Here is a 21,006-nt window from a genome sequence, read left to right as displayed (position 1 = left end):
CAGTCTGTGATTTATACCGTCGAAAAGAGAGAACGGCGGCCGCAGGTCGGTTCGTCCGGCGGCGGTCAGCCTACCGGTGTTTGTCGATGAACTCGTCGTAGGCGCGTTCCCACTCGTAGTCGTCGTCGAAGTACCGCTCTGCAAGCGGCGTCTCGGGCATCTCGCCGATGCGCTGTTTCTCCTCCTGGTAGGAGGGGCGCCCCTCGTCGACGTAGAACCGACCAGTGAGCACTTCCCCCTCGTACAGCGCTTCCTCGGCGGTGCGCATCGCCTCCTGGGCCTCGACGCGATCGTGGACGTCGAAGTCGTAGTCGTCGGAGTCCTGCACGTCCGTGTACGGGACGTACTGGCGAGCGTCCTTGTTCCAGGTCGGACACTGCGTGAGGAAATCGACGTGAGCGAAGCCGTCGTGCTGAATCGCCTCCGTGAGGATTTCCTTCGCCTGGTTCGGGTTCACTGCGGCGGTCCGGGCGACGTACGACGCCCCGGAGGTCAACGCCAGCGACAGCGGTCGGATGGGATCCTTCGCACTGCCGTGGGGCTGTGTTTTGGACTTGTGTCCCTTCGGGCTCGTCGGGGACGTCTGCCCCTTCGTGAGGCCGAAGATCTCGTTGTTGAACACGACGTAGGTCATGTCGTGGTTCTCCCGGGCGGTGTGCATGAAGTGGTTCCCGCCGATCCCGTAGCCGTCGCCGTCGCCGCCGGCAGCGATGACCTCGAGTCCGGGGTTTGCAAGCTTCGCTGCGCGGGCGACCGGCAGCGACCGACCGTGGATGGTGTGGAAGCCGTAGCTGTCGAGATAGCTGTTGAGCTTGCCCGAACAGCCGATTCCAGTCACCAGAAGCGTCTCCTCGGGCGTCCGCCCGACCTCGGGAAGCGCCTGTTTCAGCGCCTTCAGTACGCCGAAGTCGCCACAGCCGGGACACCATGTCGGCTGCGGTTCGATTCCGGGCGTGAACTCCTCTCGATCGATCTCGCGTTCCTCGCCGATCGCGTTGAATGCACTCATAGTTAATCACCCGCCGCTGGTACGAACGTGGTTTCAATGCCCGGCACGTCGTCGTTGCCGTCGATCATCGTCGACTCGAACCCCTCGACGATGTCGGCCGGCTCGAACGGGTTGCCGTTGTACTTCAGCAGGCTCGACAGCTTCTCCCCGTAGCGACCCAGCTCCTTCTGGGTGAGCCCGCGGAACTGTGCCGACGCGTTCATCTCCACGACGAGCACTTCCTCGACGCTTTCGACGAACGCCTCGACCTCCGCGACCGGATACGGCGTGAGGTCGGAGACTCCGAGCGACTTCACCGAATGGCCGGCAGCGTTCAGTTCGTCGACCGCCTCCTCGACAGTTCCCTGCTGGCTGCCCCACGTGAGGATGCCGTACTCGGCGTCCTCGGGCCCGTGCGGCGTCTGGTTGCCCTCGTCGTCGAGCTCCGCCCGGATCGCCTCGACCTTCTGGCTCCGCCGGTCGACCTGCGCAACCCGGTTTTCGGGACTCTCGCTTATGTGCCCCGACGGCTCGTGTTCGTTGCCCGTCGCGAGGAATCGACCACCCTTCTGGCCGGGCAACGAGCGCGGGCTCACGCCGTCCTCGACGTCGTGCTGGAACCGCTCGTACTTGCCGGCGGCGTTGTGCGGCGCGTCCACGAGCTCTTCTTCCGTGAGCACCGATCCCAGGTCCGGGTTCGGCTCCCGGTCGAACGTGCTCTCGGGGACGCTTATCAGCTCCCCGCCGAGCTTCTGGTCGTACAGGACGATCGCCGGAATCTGGTACTCGTAGGCGATCCGGAACGCCGTGCGGGTCTGGTCGTACGCCTCCTCGACGGTTCCCGGAGCGAACACCACCCGGTGGGTGTCACCCTGAGAAGTGTACAGGACGTGTTCGAGGTCGCCCTGTTCGGTCTTCGTCGGCATTCCTGTGGACGGACCGGCACGCATCGCCTCGACGAACACCACGGGCGTCTCGGTCATCTCCGCCAGCCCGAGCGGCTCGGACATCAACGCGAATCCGCCGCCGGAGGAGCCGGACATCGCCTTGACGCCGGCGTGGGACGCCCCGAGCGCCAGCGCCGCCGCCGCGATCTCGTCTTCGACCTGCTCGGAGATTCCTCCGAGCCCCGACAGGGCCTGTGTCATAATGGTGAACACCTCCGTCCACGGCGTCATCGGATACCCCGAGATGAACCGGCAGCCTTCGTCGATCGCGCCGTAGGAGATCGCGTCCGATCCCGACATCAGGAGCTGCGGTTCGTCGTGTTCCCCGGACGGGATCCGAACGTCGTGGGCGTCCGGATCGTGCTCCTCCTGGACCTGCTCGTACGCCGTCTGGAGGATCTCGAGATTCGGCTCCAGGATCTTGTCGGGCATCGCCTCGCGCATGAGGTCCTGGATGTACTCCAGATCCATCCCGATCAGCGCACACGTCACACCGACGCCGGCCGTGTTCCGCATGACCTCACGCCCCTGCTCGCGAGCCATCCCGCGGAGGTCGATCGGATAGACGTGCCAGTCGTTCTCCTCGACTCGTCGGTCGAAGCCCTCGATCTCGTCTGCGTCGAGCAGCCCCGAATCGTAGACGATCACGCCCCCCTCTCGGAGTTCATCGAGGTTCTCCGAGAGCGGTTTGAGCTCCTCGTTGCCGTAGTAGGCGTCCTCCTGTGGGTTCCGGGCGAAGGAGTCCCCCAGCGCGAGCAGGAAGTTGTACCCGTCACCCCGTGACTTGACGGGTTCGTCCGACGCCCGGATCTCCGTGTACGTGTGGCCACCGCGGATCCGCGAGGGGTAGTGGCGGTGCGTAAACACGTGCAGTCCCGAACGCATCAACGCCTTGGCGAAGTTCTGGCTAGTCGAGGCGATACCGTCCCCCGAACCGCCGGAAATCCGCCAGATGAGTTCACTTTCAGTCATAGTTTTGGCCGCGGCCCGTTCGGGCCGAGTATCCTGAACTTACAAGGGCGAGGTAAAAGGGCTTGCTATGAATTACCACAAAACGATCGTTATGAATCCCCTGCTTCCCGAAAACGTTGCTTGCGGGAGGTCGCGTCCGCGGGCGGAACTACGACCGAAACGCGGATCAGTAGCTGCGCGTCTTCGGTTCGTAGGTCTTCTCTTCACCCTCGAGAACGACCGGCCGGAACCACAGCTCCGGATCGCCGTCGTTCCACGAGAGCATGGTGTGTTTGAGCCACTCGTCGTCCTTTCGCCGTTGGTGTTCCTTCCGCCAGTGGGCCCCCCGGAACTCCTCGCGCGCCAGCGCACCGATGGTGATTGCCTCCGCCAGATCCAGTAGGTTCCGGGTTTCGATCGTCTGAAGCAGGTCGGTGTTGAACGTCCGCGAGGGATCCGCCACGGCGACGTCCTGGTACCGCTCGCGTGCGCGTCGGATGTCCCGGAGTGCCTGTTCGAGCCCCCCCTCCTCGCGGAACACGTTGACGTACTGGGTCATCGACTCCTGGAGTTCGGACCGTATCTCCGCGTGGTGGACGCCGTCGTCGCGATCCAGCAGCATCTCGACGTGCTCTCGTTCGTCTTCGACCGCGCGTTCGACGATCTCTCCCCCCTCCGCACCACTGCCGTCTTCCGATGTTCCACCGTCGGAAGCGACAGGTTCGCCGGAGCTGTCGACCTCGCCGAGTTCTACGGGCGTTTCTATCCCACCGGATTCGTACTCGCCGCGTTTGCCCGTCTCGATTTTCGCCTCCTCGATTTCTTTGCCTCCAGCGTGGTGGCCCGCCCGCTTGCCGAAGACGGTCAACTCAGGCAGCGCGTTCCCGCCCAGACGGTTGGCGCCGTGAACCGACGCACACGCACACTCGCCGGCCGCGTACAGGCCCTCGATGCACGTCTGGCCGTTCTCGTCGGTCTCGATCCCGCCCATCGCGAAGTGTTGTCCGGGCTTTACGGGCATCGGCTCCTCGAGAGGATCGACGCCTTCGAAGTCCTCCGCGAGGTGAACGATGTTCTCCAGGCGGTCGATGATCCGGTCCTCGCCGAGGTGGCGCATGTCGAGATGGACGTACTCGTCTTCGATTCCTCGCCCTTCGTTCACTTCGGTGAGTTCCGCCCGCGAGACCACGTCCCGGGAGGCCAACTCCCCGGCGTTGTTCGCGTAGCCGTGCTCGAACATGAACCGCTCCCCCTCCGCATTGTAGAGGATTCCGCCTTCCCCCCGAACGCCCTCCGTGATGAGGACACCCGTCGAGGGGAGCGTCGTCGGGTGGAACTGGATGAACTCCATGTCCTCCAGCGGAACCCCCGCACGGTACGCCATTGCGGTGCCGTCACCGGTGCAGGCGACCGCGTTCGTGGTGTGATCGTACACCTGGCCGGGACCACCGGTCGCCAGTATCACGCCGTCGTTCGCCTTGAACCCCGAGATCTCTCCGGTTTTGACGTCGTAGGCGACGACGCCGTGACACGTCCGATCCTCCGGCTGTTCCTCGTCGGAAACCGCGAGCCGCGTGGCGTGCCACTCGTCGTACACCTCGACGCCGCGCTTCACGAGCTGCTCGTACAGCGTGTGAAGCAGCTGGTGGCCGGTTTCCGCACCGGCGTAGGTGGTCCGTGGGAACGACAGCCCGCCGAACGGCCGTTGGCTCATCCGACCGTCGTCGTCGCGGGAGAACGCCATTCCCCAGTGTTCCAGCTGGACGGTCTCCTCTGGACTGTCCTTACACAGCGTCTCGATGGCCGGGGCGTCGCCGAGGTAGTCGGAGCCTTTCATCGTGTCGTAGGCGTGATCCTCCCAAGAGTCGCCCTCCCTGAGTGCGGCGTTGATGCCGCCCTCCGCCGCGCCGGTGTGGGACCGGACCGGATGGAGCTTCGTGACGATGGCCACGTCGGCCCCTGCCTCCTGTGCCGCGATCGCCGCTCTGAGGCCGGCGCCGCCCGCGCCGACCACGATGACGTCGTACTCGTACATTTATCTCCTCTCCGTATTGGAACTACAGCGACCTAATTGTACTGCTCGATCCAATCGAACACGAGAAAACGGCAACCGCGAGAACTCACAACCGCCGGCGACAGTTCAGTAGCTTCGCTCTTTCGGCTCGTAGTTTTGCATCTCGCCCTCGAGGAGTACCGGCCGGTACCACAGCTGCGGCTCCCCGTCGTTCCACGAGACGAACGTGTGTTTGAGCCACTCGTCGTCCTTGCGCCGCTGGTGCTTCTCGCGCCAGTGGGCCCCCCGGAACTCCTCGCGCGCCAGCGCACCGACTGCGATCGTTTCCGCAACGTCGATGACGTTGCGCGTCTCCAGCGCCTGGATCAGGTCGGTGTTGAACGTCCGCGAGGGGTCCTCCACGTGCACCTCCCGATACAGCTTCCGTGCCTCCTGGACGTCACGAACCGCCTGCTCGAGTCCCTTCTCCTCGCGGAACACGTTGACGTGCTGGCCCATCGTATCCTGGACTCTCGCCCGGATCTGGGCGTGATTGACGCCGTCGTCGCGTTCGAGCAACTGATCGACCCACGCGCGTTCTGACTCCACCGCGTTCTCGACGAGTTCGACCGGCGAGGCGGCCATCGCGCCGCCGTCCGCGACCGCGGCGGGCTCGACGCCGGCGGCCCCGAGTTCGACCGGCGGCACGAAGTCGGCCTCCTCGGCGTTGTCGGTCCAGCCGGTCGGGATCTCCGGCTCCTCGATCTCGTCGCCGGCCGCGTCTCGACCGGCACGCTCCCCGAACACGAGTAGTTCCGCGAGCGAGTTCCCGCCGAGGCGATTCGCGCCGTGCATCGAGACGCAGGCGCACTCGCCGGCGGCGTACAGCCCATCGACTCTGGTCTGGCCGTTTTCGTCGGTCTCGATCCCGCCCATCGTGTAGTGACAGCCCGGCTTTACGGGCATGGGCTCTTCGAGCGCGTCGACGCCCTCGAAGTCCTCCGCGAGGTGAACGATGTTCTCCAGTCGATCGATGATCCGCTCCTCGCCGAGGTGGCGCATGTCGAGATGGACGTACTCGTCTTCGATCCCCCGTCCCTCGTTCACTTCGGTGAGCTCCGCCCGCGAGACCACGTCCCGGGAGGCCAACTCCCCGGCGTTGTTCGCGTAGCCGTGCTCGAACATGAACCGCTCCCCCTCCGCATTGTAGAGGATTCCGCCTTCCCCCCGAACGCCCTCCGTGATGAGGACACCCGTCGAGGGGAGCGTCGTCGGGTGGAACTGGATGAACTCCATGTCCTCCAGCGGCACCCCCGCACGGTACGCCATTGCCATCCCGTCAGCCGAGTTGGAGATCGCGTTCGTGGTGTGTTCGAACACCTGTCCGGCGCCCCCGGTCGCCAGTATCACACCGTTCCGGGCGTGAAAGCCCGCGATCTCGCCGGTCGCGATGTCGATCGCGACCGCGCCGTGACACGTCCGATCGGCAGGATCGTCCTCGTCGGTCACGACGAGCTTGGTTACGTACCACTCGTCGAAGACCGTGATGCCGCGTTTCACGACCTGCTCGTACATCGTGTGGAGCAGGTGGTGGCCGGTTTCCGCCCCGGCGTAGGCGGTCCGCGGGAACGCCATTCCGCCGAACGGTCGCTGGGAGATCCGACCGTCCTCCTCGCGGGAAAAGGCCATTCCCCACCGTTCGAGCTGGACCACCTCCCGCGGGATGTTCTCGGCGAAGGTTTCGACCGCGGGGGCATCGGCGAGGTAGTCCGATCCCTTCATCGTCTCGTAGGCGTGATCCTCCACCGAGTCGTCCGGATGGAGGGCGGCGTTGACGCCGCCTTCCGCCGCACCGGTGTGAGACCGGACCGGATGGAGCTTCGTGACGATGGCCACGTCGGCCCCTGCCTCCTGTGCCGCGATCGCCGCGCGGAGACCGGCACCGCCCGCGCCGACCACGATAACGTCGTATTCGTACATGGATTGGATCTGAATGTCTTCTCGCGTCTGGGGTCACCAGAACTTCAGGTTGTGTTTCACCGCTTCGCGCTTGAGCGCCTGGATGTGCTCGGTGAGCGGGATGTCCTTCGGACACACCTCCGTACAGGAGAACTGGGTCTGACACCGCCAGACGCCGTTCTCCTCTTCGATGATCTCCAGCCGGTGCTGTTTCATGTCCTCGCCCTCCCGCTCGTCCATGGCGAACCGATACGCCTTGTTGAGCGCGGCCGGTCCGAGATACTCGTTGTTCCCGGCGGCGATGTTGCACGAGGACATACACGCACTACACCAGATACACCGGGTGGACATCTTGATCGTCTCGCGGTTCTCCCGGGACTGTCGCTGCTCTTCGAGTTCGTCCTCGGGGAGTTCGTTCGTCTGGAAGTACGGCTCGACCGCCTCCATCTGGTCGTAGAAGTGCTCCATGTCGACGACCAGATCCTTTTCGACCTCCGAGTGCGGGAGCGGCTCGACCATGACGGGTTCGCTCATGTCGCTGATCTGCGTCTTGCAGGCGAGCCGCTGTCTCCCGTTGACGAACAGCGCGTCCGACCCACAGATCGCCTGCCGGCAGGAGTGCCGGAAGGTGAGGGAGGGGTCGTAGTTGTCGCGTGCCCAGATCAGCGCGTCCAGGACGGTCATCCCCTTCGTGAACGGGACGTGAAAATCGTCGAAGTACGGTTCCGTCTTCCCCTCGACATCGGGGTCGTACCTGAACACGCGCAGGTGAACAGTGTTGTCGGCCGACGCTGCGATGTCCTCGGCCTCGCGGTCGGCTGCCGCCTCGCGGTCGGCTGCACGCTCTTGTTTCGCCTGTCGTCTCTGTTCGCCCGGCGAGGGAGCCTCCGGTTTCGCGTCGGTCGCCACCTCGGAGTCTGCCGTCGCGTCGGTTTCCGTCTCCGTTTCGGCTGCCGTCTCCGCGTCCGTAGTTTCAGTTGCGTCAGTACTCATGGTTCAAAACACCCCGATTCCTGCCCAGGCGTTGGCGGTCCGGATCCCCTGGACGATCACGACAAGGCTGGCGACGACGAGGATCCACTTCACCGCGGTGCGCTTGGTCCCCGAGAGTCCCTGATTTATTAGCGCATTGTACACGCCGTTTACCCCATGGAACGTCGCCGTGATCAAAAACAACACCATGAGCGAGTAGTAGCTCCACTGTTCCATCCGTCCCGCCGTCGCGAGGAACGACACCTCGTCGGCGTGATGGACGAAGTGCAGCAAAAAGAAGTGGAACGCCAGCACGACGATCAAAAACGCCGCCGTGATCCGCTGGAGCAGCCACATCGTCCCGCCGTGTCTAAAGGAGGAGTACTGCTGTGCCATCTCAGAACGCCCCCGCGATGAACGTCGGAACGGATGCGACGGTGATTGCACCAGTCAGTATCAACGACGCGTAGAAGCTCTTATCCTGTGACTCCAGGCCGATCCCCAGATCGATGAACAGCAGCCGCGTCCCGTTGAGGATGTGGAACACGGCGACTGCGAGCAACCCGACCTCGAGCACGCGCACGAGTAACAACTCTTCGAGCGTCACGATCGTCTGCGTGTAGATGTCGTTTCCGGCTGCGATCACCGACGGATCCTGACTCGCCGCGGGAATCGCCGTACTGAGCACGGCAATGTGGGTAAACAGGTATCCCACGAGCACCCAGCCGGTGAACTTGTGGAAGATCCAGGCCCACATCCCCGCCGAGAACTCCCGCCAGCGGCTGAAGTCCTCGATCACGCCCCTGTTGTACGACTGACTCATAACGTTTGGCAGTCCGTCGCGGGGGGGTATAGTAGTTACGTAGTCGGCGGCAGGGAACGGAAACTCGGAGGGGAAAATACGAACCGACGGCGACGGACACTCACGCTCCGGATTCGAGCACTCGCCGAACCTCCGGCTCGAGCTCGACGAGGTGACACAGGGGGTTCCCGGGGTAGACGACCGGATTTTCGAGTACGCCGACCAACACCCCAGTGAACGGCGCTTCGATGGCGACGTCGTCGGCCTTGAACGGGTTCGTGATCGTCGCGATCACGTCGCCCTCGCGAACGAGTTCGCCCCGCGAAGCGTGCATATCGACGATGCCGCCCGCGTCCGCGCGTATCCACGTCTTCTCTGCCCCGCCGGCGACGATCGTCCGCCATCCCGGCCACCTAACCGCCGCAGTTTCCAACAGCCCGTACTCCGCGAAGACCGACTCGACGCCGGCGAGCGCGTCGTCGATGAGATCCCGCTGGAACCGGTGTGCCTCCCCCATCTCGACGGTGATCGTCGGCGTCCCGGCTCTCGTCGCCTCCCCTCTGAGCGTCCCTTCGGGCGGTTCGCTGTCGATAACCACCTTCGAGCCGAACGCCATCGCGAGACGGTGGACCTCCCGGTCGGTCATGTCCCCCCGGACGTGAAGCATGTTCGTTCGTCCTCGAGTCGAGGTGTGAAAGTCGATCCCGACGTCACACGGCTCGAGGAAGTTCGTGAAGATGCGGTGGGCCATCCGTTTCGAACTCGTCGACTCGGGATCACCCGGGAACGACCGGTTGAGGTCGCGATCGTAGATCGGTAAATAGCGCTGCTGGGTAATGAATCCGGGCACGTTGAGGACGGGCAGACAGACCAGCGTTCCGGCGAGATCGGACAGTTCCCACTCGTGGGCGACCTCCCGAACCACCTCGATCCCGTTGAGTTCGTCGCCGTGAGATGCTGCGGAGAGAAACGCGGTCGGACCGGGACGCTTGCCGTTGACGATCGTCACCGGGATGCGGACTGGATCACCCAGATACGTCTCGCTGATCCGATACCGGAGGTTCTGCCGCTCCCCGGGTTCGACCCTGCCGCCGTTGTACGTGAAAACGTCCCCGGATTCGGCCATGAGCCGGGATCGGGCGCGTGGGGTCTTAAATGGTCTGACAGCGGAGCGGTCGTTCGGGCGATGGGAAACCCGAACAGGGGAAAAACCGGCAAACATATTGACGCGCCCCAAATACAGGGTTCCATGTCAGAGGAGCCAGTCCGAGTGGGCGTACTGTCGCTGCACAACAGCAAGGAGACGAAAGCGATCTGCAACGCGATCGACGACCTGGGACACGAGGGGATCTGGCTCCGACGAGAGAACGCTGCGGTCTCGATCGAGGACGGCGACGTGAGCGTCGAACCCGACGTCGACGTTATCGCGAACCGGCTGTTGCTCTCGAACACCGAAGAGCCAGCCGAAGCGCTCGGGCTCGCGACGACGTTCAATCGCATCCGTCCGATGCTCAACGAGCCCGGCGCCGTTCTCACGGCGATCCACAAGTTCGCGACCGCCGCAACGTTGGCCGACTGGAACATCCGCGTCCCGGACGCCCTGCTCGCGCTGTCGAACGAACGGCTCAACCAGGACCGCGAACGCTTCGGCGACGTCGGCGTCTACAAAACCGCGATCGGAACTCACGGCGGCGGTACCTGGAAGGTCGATCTCACCGAACCGGTGAACCCGAAGGTCGGAAACCGGCAGGCGTTCCTCCAGGAGTTGATAGACAGGGACGGCGAGAAGCATCGAGACCTGCGCGTGTACGTCGTGGGCGAGAAGATCGTCGGCGCGATGTACCGGTACGCCCCCGAAGGCGACTGGCGGACGAACGTCGCGCTCGGGGGCGCCGTCGAGGACGCGACCGACATGCCCGAGGAGGCCGCCGAAACCGCGCTGTACGCGACCGAGGTCATCGGCCTCGACTACGCAGGCGTCGACCTCGTCGAGGGGTACGACGGCTGGTACGTGCTGGAGGTGAACCCGACGGCGGGATTCAAGGGACTGTTCGAGGCGACCGGCGTCTCGCCCGCCCCGCACATCGCGAAACACGCGATCGAGACAGTCGGCGGCGAGGTCGACGAGGACCGCGTCGAGGGGCTTTCGACGACGCTGGACGACTCACGGCCGGCCTCGGCACCGAGACCGAGCCGGACCGGTCTCGGAGAAACGCCGCTCATCGGCTACATCGAGGAAGTGCTGGTCATCGGAACGAGCGGCTCGAAACAGGCCCACGCCAAGTCCGACACCGGCGCGACGCGGACGAGCATCGACACCCAGCTCGCCGCCGAGATCGGCGCCGGACCGATAAAGAGCATGACCCGCGTGAAGTCGGGGAGCATGAAGACCGGCACAGCCAGGCCCGTTGTCGACCTCGTGATCGGGATCGGCGGCAACCAGCACACCGTCACCGCGAGCGTGGAGGACCGCTCACACATGGAGTACCCGCTGTTGCTCGGGCGCGACATCCTCCAGCATTACCGGGTCGACGTGCGAAAGCGGGTCGACGACGCAGTCGAGGAAGACGAACGGGAAGAGGAGTATCTGGAGTGAGCGCAGTGGGGGGAAAACCCCGAAGAGAGAGCTAGTCTACAGCCAGCAGTTTCGCCCCCTCTCTGGCCACCCGCGTCCGGTTCGGGAGGACACCATCGACCCCGACCGCGAAGACAGTCTCGCCGAACAGTGCCATCCCCGCCGTGCCGCCGGCTTCCTCGACCCGGTCGATCTCTCGCTCGACGAACGGCGTCGCGACGTCGGTTGCGTCGACGTACTCACTGGAGCGTTCTGCGAGCGCCTGCAGGGTCGGCTCCGACTTGAGCGCATCCAGTCCACGGGAGCCGACCCGACGTGCCGCCTCCATGAACGCGTCGTCTGCGAGCATCGATCCGGTCGCGATTCCGCCGGCGGTGGCGTACTCAACTGGTTCGGTGGGGACCGTCCGCCGGACGCCATCGCCGACGGTCCACAGCAGACCGCCCCGATCCTGAATGAACACGTCGCCCTGTCCCGTTCCGGCAGCCATCTCCGCTCGATGGGCGGCGTCGACCAGTTCCGGGCGGGCCTGTCCTAGATCGAACGCGTCGTTCGCGGCGATCGCAGTCGCGAGCGTCGCAGCGCCGCTCGCGCCGAACCCGTGACCGAGCGGCACGTCGGGCATCACGTCGACCGCGGCGTCGACGCCGAGCTCCGAGAGGACGCGTTCGACGGGGTCGAACGGGGCCGGCTCCCCGTCGACGGTGACGACGCGTTCGGCGGCCGGCTCGAGTTCGACGACGACCCCGTCACGGATCGCGAAACTGGCCCCCCTGGAGGCACCGCCCTCTGCCGGGGCCGGAGCAAACAGTCCGGTGACACTACCGGGTGCGAACGCTCGGATGGCCATAGTCGGTGTTCACTCCGGATCGCACTTCAACACTCGCGTTGCGAGAGCGGGCAGCAGTTCGGTGACGTCTTCGCGAAACGTGTACGTCGCCCGCGAGGCGTACCGAGTCTCCTCGAAATTGACGATCGCCAGCACGCCGTCCCGCTGGTAGCTGGGCAACGATGCGGCCGGGTCCACCTGCAGCGAGGAGCCGGCGGCGACGATCACGTCGCTGTCTTCCGCAAGCCGACGGGTACGTTTGAGGACCTCCCTGGAAAGTAATTCGCCGAACAGCACGACGTCCGGCTTGTAAACGCCGTTGCAGTCGCCACACGTCGGCGGGTTCTCCCCGGACCGGATCCGGTCGTGGATCTCGGTGGCCGGTTTCGTTCGCCCGCATCTGTGACAGACCACTCGGTCGGCGTTACCGTGCAGCTCCAGAACCGTTCCGGTACCGGCGGCGTCGTGTAACCCGTCCGTGTTCTGAGTAACCACGGCGTCGAGGGTTCCGGCGTTCTCGAGGTCGGCGAGCGCCTCGTGTGCCGTGTTCGGTTCGATTCCGTCGGGCCGGAGTAACCCGTTCAACTCGAGGCGGTCCTCCCAGAACCCCGCGGGATCACGCTCGAAGCGACTGATATGAAAATCCGCCTCGGAGAACTCCTCGCCCCAGATCCCGTCTTCACCCCGGAACGTCGGGATCCCCGAGGCGGCCGACAGACCCGCCCCGGTGAGCGCGATCGCGGTGTCGGCCTCACGAAGGTCGCTGGCCAGCGCGGCGAGATCTTCGCTTCGTTCCATGATCGATGTAGGGACCGAAGCGTATTGAGCACCCGGGCGTCGCCTAGTCGTCGCCACCGACTGCGTCGGTAAAGGAGTCGATCCGCTCGCGGATGTCCGGCCCCTCCGACTCGCCGGGAAGAATGTCACCCAGCGCCGCGCCGAACGCGGCAGCCGTCCAGATGACCGAGATCCGGGCGAACGCGACCCAGGGGTCCTCCCACCCCTCGACGCGACCCCACATCGTCATGAGCGTTGTCGCCGTGACGAGTGATACGACGAGGACGCCGAGGAGCCGACGGGGAACGATACCGAGGATGCGCTGTACGTCGACGTCCCGAAAATCCGCGTAGTACATCAGTCCGGCCGACAGGAAGACGATGAACGCCACGTTGGCGAGGAGGAACATCGGGACGCCGACGACGGTCACTGCGAGGAAGTGGTCGCCGATGTCGTAGACGCCGTCCTCGACGAGAAGTGGCAGCGAGATCAGGATGCTGCCGACGAACGACTCCGCGATGTCCCGCGTCGTGTACTTGCTCACGCGCCGGGTGAACGCCCGGCTACTGGGCATCCGCTCGACGAGGGCGATCGTCTGTCGTACTTTCTGTTGCTCGTGATCCTCGTCGACGGCGTCTTCGAGTGCGGCAAGCTCCGTGAGGAGATCCGACACGTCCGGGTTCTCCCGGTCGATGTCGGGTTTATTCTGCCCTCCGACAGCCTCGGAATGGGTGCGCGGCCGTCCCCCCGGATCGTCCGCCCTGGGATCGGGTTCGTCGGTCATCGACGGAACCGTACGCGGACCGCCGGCGAAAAAGTCCCGGCTACCTCTCGGAGCCGGGACGGTCGAGGAGTTCACTGACGTCCGTCCCGGTCGACTCGCCGGGAAGGATGTCGCCCAGCGCCGCGCCGAAGGCTGCCGCCGCCCAGATGACCGTTATCCGGCCGACGGTCTCGAAGGAAGTCGGATCCTCGGCGGCGAGGCGTCCCCACATGTACATCATTATCGTCGCGGTCAGAAGCGAAATCACGAGCACGCCGACCAGCCGTCGAGGGACGATGCCGAACAGGGGACGGTGGATCTGGACGTCACGGAAGTCGGTGTAGTACAGCATCCCGGCGGTGAGAACGACGACAAACGTCACGTTCGCGAGGAAGAACGCCGGGATGGCGCCGACCGTGACGGACGTGAGGTAGTCGGCGATCTCGAAGACGCCGTCTTCGACCAGAAGCGGTAACGAAAACAGCACCGCCCCGACGAACGCCTCCGCCATGTCCCGGGTCGTGTACTTGCTCACGCGCTGGGTGAACGCCCGACTTCCCGGCATCCGTTCGACGAGGGCGATCGTCTGTCGTACCTTCTGTCGCTCGTGTCCCTCGTCGACCGTCGACTCCAGTCGCTCGAGTTTCGCAATCAGGTCGCCGATGTTCGGGTCCTCAGGGCCCGCGTTTTCCGATCCTGCCCCTTTTTTCGTGCCCGGCTCGAGGCCGTTCGATTCCGTCATATTCCGAACATCTACATCCCGATTTAAAGGTGTGCCGGCGGCCCACACACTGGCCGTAGTTGAGAAGAGTTAAATCGAAGGCAGCAATACGTGCGGTTGCACGCTCGCTTGGTGTAGCCCGGCCAATCATATCGGCCTTTCGAGCCGATGACAGGGGTTCAAATCCCCTAGCGAGCACTTCTCGAGGAACGAAGTGACGAGAGAGGAGCGCAGCGAGGGATTTGAACCCGGGGAGTCGCAGCCCGGACGCGCAGCGAAGCGAGACACGAACGGAGTGAGTGTCTCGAACAACGCGAGCGGCGAAGCCGCGAGCGAAGCGAGCATCCCGGACCGTCTCCATTCGGTTCACGGCCCCCTAGCGAGCAGTTTGCTGCGAACAAATTGTGAGCATCGCATTCGATCTTCGATTTCTCCCGGATTGTTGGAGTGACTATCCACTCCGGTCAGGAACAGATCAACAATCTCCGCGAGCGCATCCGATCCTCCGAAGATATCCCCTCTCGAGCGACGAATATCGATTCAGACGAGGATGACAGCGTCGTCGATTCCTTGGCAAGACGGGATCCCACCGAGGCTTGGCTCCTTGGAGGTTGATGCAACACACTCACCACGCCTCGTCTTCGAGTTCCTGCTGCTTGTCGATCGCCGTGTCACAATCTTCGAGATAGATCATCTCACCGCTTCGCCCCCAAGAATCCACCCCGAAGTCGCCAGTTACGAGTTCGTCAATTGCGGCCTCGACGAACTCGTCATCCGTTCCGTCGGCCTGGAAATGGTAGTCACATAGTTTGTCAATACTGACTCCCGTTTCGATACGCCTCCGTCCACCCGGCGTATGGTTGTTGATGAGGATGCGAAGAATATCAGACATAACTGCTTTCTTCTTCGCCGAGTTGCTCATTATTCGACGGAGCGGTGGCATCGGTGAACTACCCCTGCCTACTCACTCGCGGCGTCGCCGCTCGTTCCTTGAGGCAGGGGCTTCCTGCTTCCAAGACGCGCTTTGCAGGAACAACCGCAGTTCCCGCAGGGAGCGCAGTCTCCACAGGCGGTAATTCGGAGTGTCCCACTCCTAGTTTGGTGAGTCCGCGAGAAAGAACATTCCACGCCGCGTTTGCGTCTCTGTCGGCCTCGAAGCGACAGGCAGGACAGGAGTGCTCACGAACCCACAGCGGTTTCTCGGTTTCGACACCACAGTTGGCACACTCTTTGGTGGTGCCATCTGGATCAACCTCCACGAAGTGCGTGCCTTCGCGTTCACACTTCGTTTCGAGCATATCGGTAAAGGTGCTCCACGCCGCTGACGCCGTGTTGCGGCTGTTGCGTGGCGATTCGAGCATCCCTTTTACGTCGAGGTTTTCGACCGCGACTAGCTCGTACTCCCGAGCGTAATAGGTCGAGAGTTTGTGCAGGAAGTCACGCCGCTTGCGCTTGATGTCGAGATGGCACTCGGCGACACGCCGACGTTGCTTCTGCCAGTTGTTCGACTCGTACTCTTTGCGTGAGAGTTTCCGCTGCTCTCGTTCGAGCCTTTCGCGTTCCTCTGAGAGGTCGAGTGATTCGACCGCTGTGCCGTCTGTATCGTGGGAATACTTCAGAATACCCACGTCGATGCCGACCATCTCATCAGTGTCAATCTCCGCTAGCGGTGGCTTGGCTGGCGGTTCTGTGTCCATCTCGATGCCGAAGATAGCAAACCACTCGCCGGTTTTCTCTTTTTTGAGCGTGACTTCTTTGACTGTGGCATCGTCAGGCAGCGGTCGGTGAAGTTCGATAGGAATATCTGCGAGTTTCGACAGCGACAACACGGTCTGACCACTCTTTTTGTCGAGTTCGAAGCCAGACTGGTTGTAGGTGAAACTGCGAAACTCGCGTGGTGATTTCCACCGGAGTTCACCAACCTTGTAGCCCTGCTCTTTGAGTTGTCCGAGGCGGTTGATATTCTTCGCAATCTGCATAACGGTGGGCTGAAGCACTTTCGAGTAGATGTCGGTGAGTGCGTCCCACCAGTCTTTGAGGTCGGGAAGCTCGTCCCGGATTTTCCGGACACGCTGTTTGACGGTGCCCTCATCTTCGGGAATCTGGTTGAAGCCGTACAGGGCGTGGTTGTAGAGCTGTCTACACGTATCGCGGTGGTAGTCCAACGTCTCACGCTGGCTTTCGGTCGGCTTGAGGCGATACCTGTAGTTGTAGTTCATGCTCGTTGGTCCTCGACGTACTCTTTCAACACATCCAGTGAGACTTGTCCTGTCGAAATGAGACAGTACGAGTCGTTCCAGAAGGAGTCGCCCCACAGGTCAGTTTTGAGTTCATCCTCGTACTCGTTGCGGATGCGTCGAGCAGTTGCGCCTTTGACGGTGTTGATGAACTTCACGAGGTCTGTGGTTGGTTCAGCCCGGAACAGGATATGAACGTGGTCGTCTTCACCGTCGAGATGGGTCAGTGTGACACCGTACTTGTCCGCGAACCCCTCGATGACCCCGCGAATGAATTGGGTTCGCTCCTCGGTGAGTACACCACGCCGATACTTGGTGGTGAGTATCAGGTGGTAGTGGAGTGAATACACCGAGTGCGCTCCCGTATCGAGGTCGTACTTCATTGGGTTCAGTCAATATTTGTAGAACCTAGTAGAAAGAAGTTACGACTGCGTGGGGGTGTGGGCCAGAAATAGAACAGTGCATGAAAGACGATGAGGGCGTGGACGAATCGCGGAGCGATTCGTTCGCACACCAGAAATCGGAGATTTCTGGGGACGCTGTATCCCCTCCCTACTGCGCTCCTTGTCCGCTGGCGCGGACTGCGGTGCTCCTTGAGGGAGGGGGCTTAGCGCCTGCATTCAGCTAAAGAATCTTCTCGTTGCACCCCCTTTCCCCCACCATTGCATTTTAGCATCGGTCTGTTGCATAGATGCAATACCTTTAATGTGTATGCACAGTACCTTCCACTATGATGGAGAAAGATAGCCGGATCAAGCGATCGGAGTACAGTGACCGTTCGCCGTTCGTTCGGCTATTGGAGAAACCGGCACATGTTCGAATCTACGATGTCTTTTTGCGAAAGCACTACACCGAGCTTTCGGCCGCAGAGGTCGCTGATCTCGGCGGCATCGACAAGGCTACGTTCCACAAAAACAAGAAGGAACTCCTCAATCTCGGCATTATCGAACAAACCCGCGTCAAGGGTCAGACGGAATATTATCGACTGAACAAGGAGAACGAGTTCGTCGAGATCCTTCACGACACCCACACCAAACTGCAGGCACACGCACCTGTAATCGCCGAACAGACGGAGGTGTACAAGCCGGGGTGGCTGCTGCACAGGGATATCGAGCAGATCCGCGACGCACTCGGGAACCGGCTTGAGACAGAACGTAATGATGTGTCGGGCGACGCTGCATCTGGGCCAACTGAATCGGAGCAATCCGAACGTGAACGCTCGTACGACAGGGCGGCCCAGAAAGCTGTCCTCCCCAGATAGGTGAGACAGACATGGCTGATTTATTATTAGATCGGGACCCCGAATCGCAATCGCTACCGCCAACGGAGTTCATCATTTTCCACGATGGGGATCCGGACGATCCGATTGCTTCACTCCACGATGAGGAAATGATGGTCCCTCGCGAGGGAAGTGAAATAACACTCTCGGAGTTGCTCATATATGATCCCGAACCAGATAGTGACACGGAGAGGGCCGGAGAACGGACTGAAGAGCTCGGAACGTTCCTTGTTGTCGATGTCAATTATGAGTATATATTGACGAAATTCTTCGAAGCCGAGGAGGACGAGGCCGAGGACGGAGCAGATGCCACAAAACTGCTTTCTGCAGCTCTAGTCGAGGTCTCGGAAACAGAGGACGCCTGACCTGGTTGAATCGGGCCTTCTTGCTCTCTCGTTACGCCTGTCAGTTTTCGCTGGAAAACGTGTGGCGTATTTAGTCGACGGTTGCCGACTTATATTAAAGCGCACCGATCACCGATTCGAACGTCGGAGCTTATGTCACAACGTCGTCCGCCAGCTACAACCGGTTCCGTGGCTTACCGATATCGATCGGCACTCGTTCGGTCTCGATCACGTCGGCCTCCGCAAGTTGGATCGTCACGCGTGAGAACAGCACCCTTGAGGCGATCCCGACACGCTCGACCCGGCCGAGGAGATCCCCGTCCGGCAGGGACGCCCGGAGACGCCCCGCGGGACCACGATCGCGCTCACCAACCAGCATAACCAGTGGATCGGCGTGCTCACGGGCGTGGCGCCGCTGGGTGACACTCCGTCGCGGGAAGCGCGGGGGCTCCGTAAGGTCGGGCGGCGCGATCCCGTGGAAGCACGGGAAGCGTGGGAACACCGCGAACGGAGCGCGCGGCGATGACCGACGGCCGAACGGCAGCGGAGGAGTTGCGGATGCATCTCGCCCAGGCGGCCACGCGGGTCGAGGATCCGGATGCCAGGGCGCACGTCGAGGCGGCGCTGGAGGCCGCCGAGGAACTTCCGGTGAGGCCGCTGGTGGAGTGTCCGGTCTGTGGGCGGGTTGGGTTACCAGAACGGATCACCGCTCACGAGTGCCGAACTTGGTAGAGGGGGAAGAAGTTCGGACAAGATAGTAATCGAACGAGACAATTCGATTCTTCGTATGCAAGATATAGCAATGCAGCAAGACAGGTGAGCTTGTTTCATGCCGGAATTAGTGAATATATACTCACTATACGTGCGCACTTAGGTCGCTCCCTTAACCGAAATTCAGCGAGGGAACGCGTTACGGACTTGGTGTTTGAAGTGGTCAGGTATTGTCCCCAGAAACGTCCGTCGGGACGCTGCCATCACTGGGATTGTTCCTGAGTGCTAATGGTGAATAGTCCCTCGAAACAAACACTAACTGGATACTATCGATGGCTGTTGCTCCCAAAACTTCCTCTTTTATTTGGTCATCTGCAAACTCTGCAGGATTCGTTGTCGCTAGTTCTGTTTCTCCCGGCACGTTTGCGGCGACATCGTGAGCATCGATCACAATCCAGAAATCTTCCTCGTCTTGAGCCCGGAGTTGAGTCAATTCGTCCTGTACCGATTCGTGCGAACTAATCCTCAGCCAGCCTTGGAACGTTGAGTAGAGCGTCTCCTTTCGCGCCTCGGCTCGTTGTTCGATCTCACGGATTACCTCCCGCAATTCATCAGTGACCTCGTAGACACCTCTTCCGGCTTTATCCTCGTAAAAATCCTCTAAATACCTCCATGCCGAATTTTCATCCCGATCAATTTCTGATTGAATCTCCTCGATATCACTCTCAGTTAGCTCCCCCTCGTAATTGACCTTCACCTGTTGGAGGTTCCGGAGAATGCCCCTCCGGTGCTCCTCGATAATTGAGTCCTTGGCATTTCGGAAGATGTTCTCAACCTGTTCCGTAGCGAAATACTCTGTTTCGTCACTAAACAAGTACCTCCTACATTCTCGGTGGTGAGGGTCAGTAAAGAAACAGAATCCGAGGATGACTCCCTTGTCGAGAAAGGCGTTGTCTGCCATTCTATAGGTCGTCTAGCTCCTCAGAGATAGCCGTATTGTACGAATCAGCGACGCTGTCTAAAGCCGAGGTGGACTGTCTTTCTGAGAGGGCTTCCTTCCGCTTCTGTGTTACCCGGCTCTGGAGATCTCTGCGCACTTTTTCCTTCTCTTCGCACCAGTCTTCAAGCGTCTCCGGATCAATATTTGAATGCTCCTCAAAGCGGAGAATGATTCTTGCGGCCCCCTCAATGAAGATCTCTGTGAAGTCATGGAGTTCTCTCGGGCTTCGCCCGATATCGACCAACAGGCGCATCGTGTCGTCCCAATCAAGGTAGATATCGTAAATTTCCGAGTAACGCTCCTCGTCGAAGTTCGCCAGCATCTCATCCAGAAGTTCTTCGATGTGGGTCTTCTCATCGGGGGCAACGAATTGGCTCAGCCTATGCTGACCTTCGTCTTGCGAAATCGTGTTTAAGTACCACCGCAAATCAGCATATGCGATAACGAAATCGTCGGGCGCAAAGTTCTGGTACTGGTACTCTTCCAGTTCCTCAGCTGTTTTGTCGCCGTGTTTAGTAACTACGTACTGAACCGCGTTGTAGATGTCGTCTTTGAGATCTTCAGACAGGTGGTCGAAGTCGGATTCGCTAACTTGGTCGGCCGGATAGTACGCCTGTCCACCAAAGTGATTCGCGTTGGGCCTGTACGTAACCGCTGAATTTAGATGAGCTTCGGAGATAGTACGGCCATACTTGTACCAGTACTTCGGCAGACCGACTTCTCGGTCGTATTCCTGCGCTAACAGCCGATCAGCTAAACAGCAAAGTTTGTGGATACGGGTCCGCCCCGTCTCACGGCTGTCCTGCTCGTGACGTTCCGCAGCCACCCGATACAGAAGATACTCCGGCGGCCCGAAGTCACCGAGGTCATCATCCGCCGGTGGCGACTCAGACATTCGTCTTATTCGGCCTATTGAATCCGGGTGCAAAATAATTGACGCTGTAATTACTTCCTGTATTCAGAGTGATCACCAGTAAGAATCATCACGAATACGACCAACCGCTGCACTGAGTGTTCAATTCTTCGGATCGGTTACACCCTGACTTGTGTGACATTCGCGCACTGTATTCAGCACCCACAATCTAACGATATCTAGACACGTTATCTCTCCACTGCTGAATATAGAGGTTGTAGTCAGTACCAGAACGGTGACATTTT

General features: G+C 61.4%; 22 protein-coding genes and 1 tRNA gene. 5 read left to right on the top strand and 18 right to left on the bottom strand.

What is annotated here, in order from left to right:
- Positions 1 to 70: 70 nt before the first annotated feature.
- The 8 genes from AArcCO_RS04430 to AArcCO_RS04395 form a co-directional block, all read right to left on the bottom strand.
- Entirely contained in the window at positions 71 to 1,009 is a 939-nt protein-coding gene (locus AArcCO_RS04430) for a thiamine pyrophosphate-dependent enzyme (RefSeq protein WP_259535228.1), read from the bottom strand.
- Positions 1,010 to 1,011: 2 nt separating this feature from the next.
- Positions 1,012 to 2,907, bottom strand: coding sequence for a 2-oxoacid:acceptor oxidoreductase subunit alpha (locus tag AArcCO_RS04425; protein ID WP_259535227.1), 1,896 nt, complete (start codon positions 2,905 to 2,907; stop codon positions 1,012 to 1,014).
- Positions 2,908 to 3,073: 166 nt separating this feature from the next.
- Complete coding sequence (locus AArcCO_RS04420; RefSeq protein ID WP_259535226.1) at positions 3,074 to 4,921, bottom strand: FAD-binding protein; 1,848 nt, start codon at positions 4,919 to 4,921, stop codon at positions 3,074 to 3,076.
- Between the two features lie 105 nt (positions 4,922 to 5,026).
- Complete coding sequence (locus AArcCO_RS04415) at positions 5,027 to 6,859, bottom strand: FAD-binding protein (protein ID WP_259535225.1); 1,833 nt, start codon at positions 6,857 to 6,859, stop codon at positions 5,027 to 5,029.
- Between the two features lie 33 nt (positions 6,860 to 6,892).
- Positions 6,893 to 7,831 carry a succinate dehydrogenase/fumarate reductase iron-sulfur subunit gene (locus AArcCO_RS04410; protein WP_259535224.1) on the bottom strand — a complete coding sequence of 313 codons (939 nt, stop codon included), beginning with the start codon at positions 7,829 to 7,831 and terminating at the stop codon, positions 6,893 to 6,895.
- A gap of 3 nt (positions 7,832 to 7,834) precedes the next feature.
- Positions 7,835 to 8,206, bottom strand: coding sequence for a succinate dehydrogenase/fumarate reductase transmembrane subunit (locus AArcCO_RS04405; RefSeq protein WP_259535223.1), 372 nt, complete (start codon positions 8,204 to 8,206; stop codon positions 7,835 to 7,837).
- A 1-nt stretch (position 8,207) separates the two neighbouring features.
- A complete protein-coding gene (sdhC, locus tag AArcCO_RS04400) occupies positions 8,208 to 8,633 on the bottom strand; it encodes a succinate dehydrogenase, cytochrome b556 subunit (protein WP_119816274.1) in 426 nt (141 codons plus the stop codon).
- Between the two features lie 100 nt (positions 8,634 to 8,733).
- Positions 8,734 to 9,738, bottom strand: a complete 1,005-nt coding sequence (locus tag AArcCO_RS04395; protein WP_259535222.1) for a succinylglutamate desuccinylase/aspartoacylase family protein — start codon at positions 9,736 to 9,738, stop codon at positions 8,734 to 8,736.
- A 123-nt stretch (positions 9,739 to 9,861) separates the two neighbouring features.
- Between AArcCO_RS04395 and AArcCO_RS04390 the strand changes: the two genes are divergently transcribed.
- Complete coding sequence (locus tag AArcCO_RS04390) at positions 9,862 to 11,208, top strand: putative ATP-dependent zinc protease (RefSeq protein WP_259535221.1); 1,347 nt, start codon at positions 9,862 to 9,864, stop codon at positions 11,206 to 11,208.
- 31 nt (positions 11,209 to 11,239) lie between these two features.
- Here AArcCO_RS04390 and AArcCO_RS04385 read toward each other — a convergent pair whose 3' ends face one another.
- Genes AArcCO_RS04385 through AArcCO_RS04370 form a run of 4 tightly spaced genes read right to left on the bottom strand, consistent with a single transcriptional unit; the run spans position 11,240 to position 14,298 of the window.
- Entirely contained in the window at positions 11,240 to 12,037 is a 798-nt protein-coding gene (locus AArcCO_RS04385; RefSeq protein ID WP_259535220.1) for a GHMP family kinase ATP-binding protein, read from the bottom strand.
- A gap of 9 nt (positions 12,038 to 12,046) precedes the next feature.
- Positions 12,047 to 12,814 carry a Sir2 family NAD-dependent protein deacetylase gene (locus AArcCO_RS04380; protein ID WP_259535219.1) on the bottom strand — a complete coding sequence of 256 codons (768 nt, stop codon included), beginning with the start codon at positions 12,812 to 12,814 and terminating at the stop codon, positions 12,047 to 12,049.
- Positions 12,815 to 12,857: 43 nt separating this feature from the next.
- Positions 12,858 to 13,577, bottom strand: a complete 720-nt coding sequence (locus AArcCO_RS04375) for a DUF2391 domain-containing protein (protein ID WP_259535218.1) — start codon at positions 13,575 to 13,577, stop codon at positions 12,858 to 12,860.
- Between the two features lie 40 nt (positions 13,578 to 13,617).
- Positions 13,618 to 14,298: a DUF2391 family protein gene (locus AArcCO_RS04370; protein WP_259535217.1), complete on the bottom strand. Its 681-nt coding sequence runs from the start codon at positions 14,296 to 14,298 to the stop codon at positions 13,618 to 13,620.
- Positions 14,299 to 14,400: 102 nt separating this feature from the next.
- Between AArcCO_RS04370 and AArcCO_RS04365 the strand changes: the two genes are divergently transcribed.
- Positions 14,401 to 14,475: transfer RNA gene (locus AArcCO_RS04365), tRNA-Glu, on the top strand.
- 427 nt (positions 14,476 to 14,902) lie between these two features.
- Here the strand turns inward: AArcCO_RS04365 and AArcCO_RS04360 are convergent.
- From AArcCO_RS04360 to tnpA, 3 genes are read right to left on the bottom strand one after another with little or no spacing between them, the layout of a single operon-like run.
- Complete coding sequence (locus AArcCO_RS04360; RefSeq protein ID WP_259535216.1) at positions 14,903 to 15,199, bottom strand: hypothetical protein; 297 nt, start codon at positions 15,197 to 15,199, stop codon at positions 14,903 to 14,905.
- Positions 15,200 to 15,227: 28 nt separating this feature from the next.
- Positions 15,228 to 16,496, bottom strand: coding sequence for an RNA-guided endonuclease InsQ/TnpB family protein (locus AArcCO_RS04355; protein ID WP_259535215.1), 1,269 nt, complete (start codon positions 16,494 to 16,496; stop codon positions 15,228 to 15,230).
- Positions 16,493 to 16,897, bottom strand: a complete 405-nt coding sequence (gene tnpA, locus AArcCO_RS04350; protein WP_259535214.1) for an IS200/IS605 family transposase — start codon at positions 16,895 to 16,897, stop codon at positions 16,493 to 16,495. Before tnpA ends, AArcCO_RS04355 begins: the two co-directional genes overlap by 4 nt.
- Before the next feature lie 347 nt (positions 16,898 to 17,244).
- On the opposite strand from tnpA, the gene AArcCO_RS04345 reads away from it, so the two are divergent.
- Positions 17,245 to 17,775 carry a winged helix-turn-helix domain-containing protein gene (locus AArcCO_RS04345; RefSeq protein ID WP_259535213.1) on the top strand — a complete coding sequence of 177 codons (531 nt, stop codon included), beginning with the start codon at positions 17,245 to 17,247 and terminating at the stop codon, positions 17,773 to 17,775.
- Between the two features lie 11 nt (positions 17,776 to 17,786).
- Entirely contained in the window at positions 17,787 to 18,158 is a 372-nt protein-coding gene (locus tag AArcCO_RS04340; RefSeq protein ID WP_259535212.1) for a hypothetical protein, read from the top strand.
- 154 nt (positions 18,159 to 18,312) lie between these two features.
- Here AArcCO_RS04340 and AArcCO_RS04335 read toward each other — a convergent pair whose 3' ends face one another.
- Entirely contained in the window at positions 18,313 to 18,516 is a 204-nt protein-coding gene (locus AArcCO_RS04335) for a transcriptional regulator TbsP domain-containing protein (protein WP_259535211.1), read from the bottom strand.
- 143 nt (positions 18,517 to 18,659) lie between these two features.
- Here AArcCO_RS04335 and AArcCO_RS04330 point away from each other — a divergent pair, with 143 nt between their 5' ends.
- On the top strand, positions 18,660 to 18,869 hold the full coding sequence (locus tag AArcCO_RS04330) for a hypothetical protein (protein ID WP_259535210.1): 210 nt from the start codon (positions 18,660 to 18,662) through the stop codon (positions 18,867 to 18,869).
- 202 nt (positions 18,870 to 19,071) lie between these two features.
- Here the strand turns inward: AArcCO_RS04330 and AArcCO_RS04325 are convergent, their stop codons facing one another.
- Together AArcCO_RS04325 and AArcCO_RS04320 are read right to left on the bottom strand one after the other, a co-directional pair.
- Positions 19,072 to 19,809, bottom strand: coding sequence for a hypothetical protein (locus tag AArcCO_RS04325; protein ID WP_259535209.1), 738 nt, complete (start codon positions 19,807 to 19,809; stop codon positions 19,072 to 19,074).
- A gap of 1 nt (position 19,810) precedes the next feature.
- On the bottom strand, positions 19,811 to 20,743 hold the full coding sequence (locus tag AArcCO_RS04320) for a hypothetical protein (protein ID WP_259535208.1): 933 nt from the start codon (positions 20,741 to 20,743) through the stop codon (positions 19,811 to 19,813).
- Between the last annotated feature and the right edge of the window lie 263 nt (positions 20,744 to 21,006).

The sequence above is a fragment of the Halalkaliarchaeum sp. AArc-CO genome (genome assembly GCF_024972735.1).
Classification (GTDB): Archaea; Halobacteriota; Halobacteria; order Halobacteriales; family Haloferacaceae; genus Halalkaliarchaeum.
Note: the sequence above shows the minus strand (reverse complement) of the source record. Positions and strands in the feature narration are given on the sequence as shown.

Bases quoted from the DNA above. Each gene is read 5' to 3' on its own strand.
- AArcCO_RS04430 (WP_259535228.1), bottom strand. From the start codon at position 1,009: ATGAGTGCATTCAACGCGATCGGCGAGGAACGCGAGATCGATCGAGAG.
- AArcCO_RS04425 (WP_259535227.1), bottom strand. From the start codon at position 2,907: ATGACTGAAAGTGAACTCATCTGGCGGATTTCCGGCGGTTCGGGGGAC.
- AArcCO_RS04420 (WP_259535226.1), bottom strand. From the start codon at position 4,921: ATGTACGAGTACGACGTCATCGTGGTCGGCGCGGGCGGCGCCGGCCTC.
- AArcCO_RS04415 (WP_259535225.1), bottom strand. From the start codon at position 6,859: ATGTACGAATACGACGTTATCGTGGTCGGCGCGGGCGGTGCCGGTCTC.
- AArcCO_RS04410 (WP_259535224.1), bottom strand. From the start codon at position 7,831: ATGAGTACTGACGCAACTGAAACTACGGACGCGGAGACGGCAGCCGAA.
- AArcCO_RS04405 (WP_259535223.1), bottom strand. From the start codon at position 8,206: ATGGCACAGCAGTACTCCTCCTTTAGACACGGCGGGACGATGTGGCTG.
- sdhC (WP_119816274.1), bottom strand. From the start codon at position 8,633: ATGAGTCAGTCGTACAACAGGGGCGTGATCGAGGACTTCAGCCGCTGG.
- AArcCO_RS04395 (WP_259535222.1), bottom strand. From the start codon at position 9,738: ATGGCCGAATCCGGGGACGTTTTCACGTACAACGGCGGCAGGGTCGAA.
- AArcCO_RS04390 (WP_259535221.1), top strand. From the start codon at position 9,862: ATGTCAGAGGAGCCAGTCCGAGTGGGCGTACTGTCGCTGCACAACAGC.
- AArcCO_RS04385 (WP_259535220.1), bottom strand. From the start codon at position 12,037: ATGGCCATCCGAGCGTTCGCACCCGGTAGTGTCACCGGACTGTTTGCT.
- AArcCO_RS04380 (WP_259535219.1), bottom strand. From the start codon at position 12,814: ATGGAACGAAGCGAAGATCTCGCCGCGCTGGCCAGCGACCTTCGTGAG.
- AArcCO_RS04375 (WP_259535218.1), bottom strand. From the start codon at position 13,577: ATGACCGACGAACCCGATCCCAGGGCGGACGATCCGGGGGGACGGCCG.
- AArcCO_RS04370 (WP_259535217.1), bottom strand. From the start codon at position 14,298: ATGACGGAATCGAACGGCCTCGAGCCGGGCACGAAAAAAGGGGCAGGA.
- AArcCO_RS04360 (WP_259535216.1), bottom strand. From the start codon at position 15,199: ATGAGCAACTCGGCGAAGAAGAAAGCAGTTATGTCTGATATTCTTCGC.
- AArcCO_RS04355 (WP_259535215.1), bottom strand. From the start codon at position 16,496: ATGAACTACAACTACAGGTATCGCCTCAAGCCGACCGAAAGCCAGCGT.
- tnpA (WP_259535214.1), bottom strand. From the start codon at position 16,897: ATGAAGTACGACCTCGATACGGGAGCGCACTCGGTGTATTCACTCCAC.
- AArcCO_RS04345 (WP_259535213.1), top strand. From the start codon at position 17,245: ATGATGGAGAAAGATAGCCGGATCAAGCGATCGGAGTACAGTGACCGT.
- AArcCO_RS04340 (WP_259535212.1), top strand. From the start codon at position 17,787: ATGGCTGATTTATTATTAGATCGGGACCCCGAATCGCAATCGCTACCG.
- AArcCO_RS04335 (WP_259535211.1), bottom strand. From the start codon at position 18,516: ATGCTGGTTGGTGAGCGCGATCGTGGTCCCGCGGGGCGTCTCCGGGCG.
- AArcCO_RS04330 (WP_259535210.1), top strand. From the start codon at position 18,660: ATGACCGACGGCCGAACGGCAGCGGAGGAGTTGCGGATGCATCTCGCC.
- AArcCO_RS04325 (WP_259535209.1), bottom strand. From the start codon at position 19,809: ATGGCAGACAACGCCTTTCTCGACAAGGGAGTCATCCTCGGATTCTGT.
- AArcCO_RS04320 (WP_259535208.1), bottom strand. From the start codon at position 20,743: ATGTCTGAGTCGCCACCGGCGGATGATGACCTCGGTGACTTCGGGCCG.